This window comes from uncultured Agitococcus sp. (assembly GCF_937920075.1).
Taxonomy (GTDB): domain Bacteria; phylum Pseudomonadota; class Gammaproteobacteria; order Pseudomonadales; family Moraxellaceae; genus Agitococcus.
In genome coordinates this window covers 1-8,730 of record NZ_CALETI010000246.1, presented here as the reverse complement: position 1 = coordinate 8,730, position 8,730 = coordinate 1, and the positions used below count along the sequence as shown (strand labels likewise).

Here is an 8,730-nt window from a genome sequence, read left to right as displayed (position 1 = left end):
AAATCTACCACAAACGAACACCTGAAGGAACTTGCTGAGGCAATAGCCGACCTGGTTGTTGTTGATGAGGGGGAAAATGCTGTGGATGATTTTAAAACAGTAACTCTATGCTTCCCTCTGACATCATTAAACTCACAGAATAGTGGTGTGCCAACTTGAATAATAGAAGCGACAAAGTGAGAAACGTGAATTTCTTCTGTATAGCCTAATTGCAATAATTCTTTTTGATGAGCTTGCCAAATGTGTGCGACACCAAAGCCTCGATTAATTCCTTTGTGTTCGCCATAACGCAAATAAATATCACCCGATGGAAAATAATCTCGACCATGATAAATTTCGGGAATTTTACCAAAAATCAACGTATTATTATATGGATTAACCATAAGGGTATTTTTGTGAAACATATTTTTAAGCAATTATATGTTAATAAACTACCATCTTATCATTAAATGAGTTTGATAGAATGCGTTTATTCTTTTTAAGCCTCTCTTTATCTTTGTTATCAACATCCGTTTTAGCCGACCAAGCCGCCAGCCAAAAACTGAATGTTTTATTAGAAAAAGTCACCAGTATGCGCGCCAACTTCGAGCAGCATACCATTGACCCCAAAGGTCAATCTTTACAGACCTTAACAGGGCAAATGTCTGTACAACGTCCTTATTTATTTCGTTGGGATACCCAAAAGCCGTTTACCCAACAAGTCATTGCCAATGGTCAAGTGGTTTGGATTTATGATCCAGACCTACAACAAGCCACCAAACAAAAACTGGATAAGCAAGTCGGCAACACGCCAGCCTTATTATTATCGGGTGATAGCAAAAAAATTGCGCAATCATTCACCGTTAGTCAAGAAAAGGGCTTGTCAGCCAAACAAAGTGTTTTTATCCTCAAGCCCAAAGATAAAGAAGCTGTTTTTGAGAGTTTAAAGCTCACTTTTAACAATCAAAGCCTCAATTCGATGCAATTAAAAGATTCTTTAGGGCAAAGAACCGATATTTTCTTTAGTCAAATGCAAGTTAATGGCAAAATTGCGCCATCTTTTTTTCAATTCACACCACCAAAAGATGTTGATGTGATTGATGAGTGATTTCTAGGATTATTTTTCATGTTAGACGCTAAATTATTACGTAGCCAACCAGACGTTGTTGCTGCTCGCTTACAATGTCGCCAAGTTGAATTAGATACTGCCAAATTACAAGCTTTTGAAGAGCAACGTAAGAGCTTGCAAACCGAAACCGAAACTTTGCAAGCTGAGCGTAATGCAGGGGCAAAAAAAATTGGTATTGCCAAAAAGAATGGCGAAGATGTTGCCCCGATTATGGCACGTATGCAAGAAGTCAACGAACGTTTAGAAACGGTTAAAGTTGAACTTGAAAATCTACAACATGACATTAATGCTTTTAGCATGGCTATTCCAAACTTGCCACATGAGTCTGTACCACAAGGTAAAGGCGAAGAAGACAATGTTGAAGTACGTCGCTGGGGCAATATTCCTCAATTTGATTTTGAGCCAAAAGACCATGCCGATTTGGGCGAAGCCTTAGGTTTAATTGATTTTGCCACCGCCACCAGAATTACAGGCTCTCGCTTCTCGGTGATTAAGGGTGGTTTAGCGCGTTTACAACGTGCCTTAACTCAATTTATGTTGGATTTGCATACGGCTGAGCATGGTTATCAAGAAGTGTATGTGCCTTATTTGGTAAATGCTGATAGTTTAAAAGGCACAGGCCAATTGCCTAAATTTGAAGAAGACCTGTTTAAATTACAAGGCGAAAAACCCTTTTATCTAATTCCTACTGCCGAAGTGCCAGTGACTAATATTGCGCGTGACGAAATTATTGCTGCCGAACAATTGCCTGTTAAGTACGTGGCACATACACCCTGTTTTAGAAGTGAAGCAGGGTCTTATGGCAAAGATACCCGTGGTTTGATTCGTCAACATCAATTTGAAAAAGTTGAATTAGTGCAATTGGTACGTCCAGAAGACTCTTACCAAGCTTTAGAAGAATTAACAGGTCATGCCGAAAAAGTATTGCAATTATTAGGCTTGCCATACCGCGTGATGTTGTTATGTGGTGGTGATATGGGCTTTTCTGCGGCAAAAACTTATGACTTAGAAGTGTGGTTGCCTGCTCAAAATAAATTCCGTGAAATTTCTTCATGCTCAAACTTTGAAGCCTTTCAAGCACGTCGTATGCAAGCACGTTACCGTGACAAAGACAGCAAGCCTGAGTTGTTACATACCTTAAATGGTTCTGGTTTGGCAGTTGGCCGTACCTTAGTGGCGATTTTAGAAAATTACCAACAAGCAGATGGTTCGATTCGTATGCCTGAGGTTTTACAAGCCTACATGGGCGGTGTTAAGGTGATTGGAGGCTAATCATGTTGGTATCAACCGAAGTTTCACAACGCTTTTTGGCAGCCTATAAAGAATTAATGCAAGCCTTGAATCAGGGAGTTGAACCTGATTCAATGGAAAAATATGCACAATTGCGTGAACAGATCTATTATTACCGTGATAATCATCCACAAGTTTATGAAAATGCACTTGTGCCTGAATGGTTAGCGGTGATTAAACAAGCGGTCTTTGGCGATTTTATTTATTTGAAAAAATACCAAAAAGGTTATGTGTTTCAACATGTGAATACTGGTGCTTTTTATCAAGTAAAAGCGTTAACAACTGCTTTAGAAGAAACCTTACCTGAGTTTATGATTGTTCGTACGGCCTTATTAAATTTTGATGGCGAATGGTTGTGTGATGGTTTGGTATTACACAAAACAGCCTTAAGCAAAGACGATGCGCGTATGGCTCGTGATACCTATGCTGAAGTGAAAAAACAAAAGCAGGTGATTGGCTGATGGATTATTTACCGGTCTTTCTAAAAATTGCTGAGCAACCTTGTTTGGTGATTGGTGGTGGGCATATTGCCAAGCGTAAAGTAACGTTACTGCTCAAGGCACATGCAAAAGTCACGGTCATTGCTCCAGATATTTTACCTGAGCTAAAAGAGCAAGTGTTGGCCAATGGTGGAAAAATCATCGAACAAGTTTACCATGCTCAACATTTAGCTCAACAGCGTTTGGTCATTGCAGCAACGGATGATGAGGCTCTCAATCAACAAGTCTTTAACGATTGTGAGCTGGCTAATATTCCTGTCAATGTCGTTGATGCACCCGCTTTATGCCGCTTTATTTTTCCGTCAATTATTGATCGCTCGCCTGTGGTAATCGCTATTTCGAGTAGTGGTCAGTCGCCAGTCCTAGCACGTTTATTAAGAACTCGATTGGAAAGTGTGATTCCTGCGGCTTATGGTCAACTAGCTGCTTTTGTGGGTAAATTTCGTCAACAAGTGCAACAAGTGTTGCCAGACACCTCAAACAGACGTGCTTTTTGGGAAAAAGAATTGCAAGGACGTTTTGCTGAGTTAGTGTATAACGGCCGTCATGATGCTGCCGAACAGCATTTACAACAAGCTTTAGCCACACATCAACAACATGCAGGCGAAGTATATTTAGTCGGTTCTGGGCCAGGCGATCCTGATTTATTAACCTTTAAAGCCTTGCGCTTAATGCAACAAGCCGATGTTGTTGTGTATGATCGTTTAGTGTCTCAACCTATTTTAGATCTTTGCCGCCGTGATGCCGACATGATTTATGTGGGTAAAGCGCGTGCCGATCATGCCGTTCCCCAAGAAGACATTAATCAATTATTAGTAAGATTAGCACAAGAGGGTAAACGTGTTTGTCGCCTAAAAGGTGGTGATCCGTTTATTTTTGGTCGTGGTGGGGAAGAGATTGAAGAGTTAGCAGCAGCAGGCATTGCTTTTCAGGTTGTACCTGGAATTACGGCGGCCAGTGGTTGTTCTGCTTATGCAGGCATTCCATTAACTCATCGTGATTATGCCCAATCAGTGCGTTTTGTCACAGGTCATTTAAAAGATGGCACACCAAACCTGCCTTGGTCTGAATTAGTTCATGAACGTCAAACCCTTGTTTTATATATGGGCTTGGTGGGTTTAGAAGAGATTGCTAAACAACTCATCGCTAATGGTATGCGTCCTGATATGCCTGTTGCCTTAGTCTCTCATGGCACACGCCCCAATCAACAAGTAGTCACTGGTGAAATAGCTACTATTGCTGATAAAGTTCACGAAAGTGGTATCAAAGCACCAACGTTGACGATTATTGGTGATGTGGTCAAGTTGCAAGATAAATTGGCGTGGTTTGGCGTAACAAAATAAATAGAATTGTGTTGTTGTTATTTAGGTCGAGATATATACTTGGTATATATCTCGATTTGGGAGTAACTCATTATGCCATCTATATCTTTGGAAACTCAAAAAACAACAGCAAAACTTTTTATGAATGGCCGTAGTCAGGCTGTACGTTTACCTGCATTTTGTCGTTTTGAAGGGCAAGAGGTGATGATCGAAAAAGTAGGTGATAAAGTCATTCTAACTCCTTACCGTTCAAATTGGCTAGATTATTTTGCCAGTGAACAACGCCCTACAGATGATTTTATGCAAGAGCAAGAAACAATGCGCTTTTCAGAGCGAGCTAGTTTTGAATGAGTAAAATTTTATTAGATACTAACATCTGCATTTACGTAATGAACCGCAGACCCATTGAGGTATTAAAGAAATTTCAGCAATATAGCCAACATTTAGCTATATCAAGTATTGTCTTAGCAGAGTTGCGCTTTGGAGCAAGCCACTCTAGCAAACCAGAACATAATCACCAACAAGTAAATCAGTTTTGTCAGTGTTTAGATATTGTACCGTTTGATGAACAAGCGGCATTTTATTATGGTGAAATTCGTACAAAATTAAAATATCAAGGCCAATTAATTGGCGATAATGATTTGTTAATTGCAGCTCATGCTCTAGCATTAGATGCGCTGCTTGTGACCAATAATGTTAAAGAATTTCAACGTGTTGATGGACTGAATGTGGAAAATTGGATTTTATAACATATAAAAACAAGTGATAATGCAGTTTTCTATTTATAAAACTGCATAAAAAACGTATATCCATCAGTTTTGCTAATAATTAATATGATTTAATTGCATGAAGATATAGCGGAATTGTCTCAATAACTTATCTGATTTTTGTTAAAATAGGTACATCTTAGGACTTACGCGGTTATCGCTTATTTGCTCGCATCAATCGTTTTTAACGATTATATGCTCACAAAACGCGCTAATTTTGGCAAAATGCGTAAGTCCCGATTTTAAACCTTCTATCAGGATTTATAGCGATATGGCCGCTTTTTTTGAAGAAAAAGTCCTCAGTGTTCATCACTGGAACGATACTTTATTTAGCTTCACCACCACACGTAACCCGACTTTGCGTTTTAAAACAGGTCAGTTTGTGATGATTGGCTTAGAAGTTAATGGTCGTCCATTAATGCGCGCTTATAGTGTAGTTAGCGCACATTACGAAGATCATTTAGAGTTTTATAGCATTAAAGTACCTGATGGCCCTTTAACGTCTCGTTTACAGCATTTACAAGTCGGTGATACTTTATTAGTCAGCAAAAAGCCAACTGGCTCGTTGATTATGGATAACCTCAAACCCGGTAAAAATCTATACTTATTATCAACAGGTACTGGTTTAGCACCATTTATGAGTGTCGTCCGTGATCCTGAATTTTATGATGCGTTTGAAAAAATCGTCTTAACTCATGGTGTTCGTTGGAAAAGCGAATTAGGCTATTTTGATCATATTACCGAAGAATTGCCAGACCATGAGCATTTTGGTGAATTAATCAAAAATCAATTAATTTACTATCCAACTGTGACTCGTGAAGAATTTGCTACTCAAGGTCGTTTAACCGATTTACTCGAAAGTGGCAAGTTGTGTGATGACATTGGTTTGCCTCAATTAAATCCTGAAACTGATCGTGTGATGATTTGTGGTAGCCCAAGTATGTTAAAAGACTTGGTCGACATTTTAGAAAAACGTGGCTTTGTCGAAGGTACAAGTCATGCACCGGGTGACTATGTCATTGAGCGTGCATTTGTCGAAAAATAATTTATCTCTTTGGGGGTATATGCAATATGCCCCCAATTTCTTAAATACTAGGAAAAATCTCTAATTTACTTCTACCAGCCACACCTTTAGTTAATTGGATTTGCGTTGGAATACGTTCGGTCATTTCCGCGACGTGGGAAATCACACCCACTTTTCGACCTTGGCTTTGCAAAATATCCAAAGCATCCATCGCCACCCGTAAGGTATCCGCATCCAAACTACCAAAGCCTTCATCAATAAACAGACTTTCTACTTTTACCCGTTGTGAGGAGAGCGACGCCAAACCCAACGCCAAAGCCAGCGACACCAAAAATGACTCACCACCCGATAACGAATGTACCGAACGAATTTCATCACCCATATCTTGGTCAATCACTTGCAATGCTAAGGTGTTTTTGACACGCTCCAAACGATAACGCCGTGCTAAATCTTTTAAATGGCCATTGGTATAAAACAACAACACATCTAAAGTCATTTGTTGTGCGGCATTACGAAATTTTTGGCCATCGCGTGAACCAATCACCTCATTTAACTGACTCCAAACTTCCATTTGTTGCTGTTGTTGTTGCAAAATTTGCCCTAAACGCTGTTGCTGTTGTTGGCGTTGATTATCTTGTTTTAATTGTTCGCTAAGCGCACCCAACTGTTGTTGTTGCTCTTTTAAGCTGTGCTGTAATTGTGCTAATTGTTGTGTTACCTGTAACTGCTCAGTTTGAGCAAAATCATGTTGTAAATGCTGCTGATAATCTTGCTCACGCGCCGCAAATTGATGTTGGGCTTGAGATAATTGTTGACGTAAGGATTCTAAACGCTGTTGTTGCTGTTGTAACCATGTGTTGTCGTAGGCAAATAGTGTCACTAATGATGCTAAATCAAGATCATGTTGTTGCTTAAAGATGCCATAGGCTTGCTCAAAATCGCTATCTTGTAGCTGTAATTGCTGCTCAAGCTGTTGCTGTTGTTGTTGTTTTAGCGCAATACTGTGTTGTCCTTTATCAATCTCTTGTTGGGTTTTGTGCCATTGTTGTTGGCTATGTTCTTGCTGTTGCCGCGCTTGGCTCAATTGCATTTGCCAAGTTTGCTCAAATTCTTGGCTGCTTTTTCCTTGCAGCAATACAATATGTTGTTGCTGCAAGCTGACTAACTGTTGCTGACTTTGACACACTAAAACAAGACTTTGTGTACATTGTTCCATAATCAAACAACAAGCGATTGCCAAATGCGTATGGTCTTTTTGCTGTTGCCACTGTTGTTGTTGGCTAAGTTGTTGAGCAAGTTGTTGTAATTGTTGGCCAATCGCTGCTTGTTGCTGTTGTAGCCAAGCCAGTTTTTTTGCTTGCTCAAGCTGTTGCCAGTTATCAAATTGTTTAAGGGGTTGTAAGGCCGTTTCGATGGTTATTTGCTTTTGGCTCAAGCGACTAAGCTGTATGTTGAGTTTTTCAATCTGTTGCTGATGATTACGCAAGGTTTCTTGCAAACGTGTTAAAGCTATTTTTTGCTCATCATAGTGACTTTGGCATTGCGTCACTTGTTGCTGTAATACTTCTAAGACGCTATTAAGCTGCGCTTGTGCCTGATGTTGCTGATAAGGATGCTCGATGCTCCCACAGACAGGGCAGGGTTTATCGTTTTCGAGTTGCTCGCGTAATTGTTTAATATCTTGGCTACAGGCTAATTTTGCGCTATGCCATGCTTGTTGCGCTTGTTCTAATTGGGCTTTAGTCAGAGGAAGTTGTTGCTGTAATTTAGCAAGTTGTTGTTCAATCTGTGCGATGTCTTGTAACAGGCCAAATTCTTCTTGAGAGAGTTGTTGTATCTGTTGTTGGTAGTCTAGGTATTGTTGCCAGTCTTTAACGGCAACATCAAATAGCCGCTGTTGTTGGCTCAGTTGTTGTTGCTGTTGTTGCAAATTTTGAGCCTGAGTCTGCGTGAGCTGTTGCTCCAGTAACACAAGCTGTTGTGTGTGTTGCTCTTTGACTTGCAAAATCAGTATATTAGCTTGTTGAGCCAACACCATATCGTATTGTTTTTTTGCCGAACTCAATAACTGCTGAATTTGTGGCCATTGTGCAATATGTTGGTAGTTAGTTTGTTGTTTAAGCTGTTGGGCATATTGCTCTAGGCTTTTTTGATGTTGCTCAAGTTGTTTTTGTGCTTGATGAATATCGTAATCCAATTGTTTGGCCTGTTGCAGATTAGGTTGCTGCTGTTGCCAATCTTGTTCTAATGTTTGAGCATTACTGTGTGCTTGTTGATAGTGTTGCTTAAGCTGCTGCTCATGGTCTGCTAATTGCTGTTGTTGTTGTTGCAAATCATTCAGCTGTTGTTTGATGCTATGTAATTGTTGTGTTAGTTGCTGCTTTTGTAGCCAAATTGGTTTAATCGCTAATGCGGATTGCACTTGTTTGACCAATAAGTAATCTTGTTTGCTGTGTTGCGATTGTTGCTCAATTTGCTGTAGTTGTTGTGTAGCCACAGCTAAATGTTGTTGTAATTGCTGTGCTGTTTGATGCCATTGTGCTTGTTGTTGCATGGTTAAAAGCTGTTTTTCGGCTTGTTGGCAAGTTGTTTGTAATTCGGCAATTTTTTGTTCTAAGCCTTGACGCTCCTCTAAAGGTAAAGGCGGTAACTGTTGTAATTGTTGCTGTAAAGTAAGTAATTTGTCTTTTTCTTCATTGGCGCGTTCAAAGGCTTTTTT

Annotated in this window: 9 protein-coding genes; 7 read left to right on the top strand and 2 right to left on the bottom strand. The window is 39.8% G+C overall.

Annotated elements, in window-relative coordinates:
- Positions 1-383 (bottom strand): hypothetical protein (locus Q0212_RS08620; protein ID WP_297924547.1); only part of this gene is annotated, 383 nt, incomplete at its 3' end.
- Positions 384-463: 80 nt separating this feature from the next.
- Between Q0212_RS08620 and lolA the strand changes: the two genes are divergently transcribed.
- From lolA to Q0212_RS08585, 7 genes are all read left to right on the top strand, one after another.
- Positions 464-1,087 carry an outer membrane lipoprotein chaperone LolA gene (gene lolA / locus Q0212_RS08615; RefSeq protein ID WP_297924545.1) on the top strand — a complete coding sequence of 208 codons (624 nt, stop codon included), beginning with the start codon at positions 464-466 and terminating at the stop codon, positions 1,085-1,087.
- An 18-nt stretch (positions 1,088-1,105) separates the two neighbouring features.
- A complete protein-coding gene (gene serS / locus Q0212_RS08610) occupies positions 1,106-2,380 on the top strand; it encodes a serine--tRNA ligase (protein WP_297924543.1) in 1,275 nt (424 codons plus the stop codon).
- Positions 2,381-2,382: 2 nt separating this feature from the next.
- Complete coding sequence (locus Q0212_RS08605; RefSeq protein ID WP_297924541.1) at positions 2,383-2,859, top strand: hypothetical protein; 477 nt, start codon at positions 2,383-2,385, stop codon at positions 2,857-2,859.
- On the top strand, positions 2,859-4,241 hold the full coding sequence (gene cysG / locus Q0212_RS08600; protein WP_297924539.1) for a siroheme synthase CysG: 1,383 nt from the start codon (positions 2,859-2,861) through the stop codon (positions 4,239-4,241). Before Q0212_RS08605 ends, cysG begins: the two co-directional genes overlap by 1 nt.
- 72 nt (positions 4,242-4,313) lie before the next feature.
- Complete coding sequence (locus Q0212_RS08595) at positions 4,314-4,571, top strand: antitoxin (protein ID WP_297924537.1); 258 nt, start codon at positions 4,314-4,316, stop codon at positions 4,569-4,571.
- Positions 4,568-4,969, top strand: a complete 402-nt coding sequence (locus Q0212_RS08590; RefSeq protein WP_297924535.1) for a type II toxin-antitoxin system VapC family toxin — start codon at positions 4,568-4,570, stop codon at positions 4,967-4,969. Before Q0212_RS08595 ends, Q0212_RS08590 begins: the two co-directional genes overlap by 4 nt.
- Positions 4,970-5,258: 289 nt before the next feature.
- Positions 5,259-6,032 (top strand): ferredoxin--NADP reductase, encoded by a 774-nt coding sequence (locus tag Q0212_RS08585; RefSeq protein ID WP_297924533.1) that lies wholly within the window; start codon positions 5,259-5,261, stop codon positions 6,030-6,032.
- A gap of 40 nt (positions 6,033-6,072) precedes the next feature.
- Here the strand turns inward: Q0212_RS08585 and Q0212_RS08580 are convergent.
- Positions 6,073-8,730 (bottom strand): SbcC/MukB-like Walker B domain-containing protein (locus Q0212_RS08580; RefSeq protein ID WP_297924532.1); only part of this gene is annotated, 2,658 nt, incomplete at its 5' end.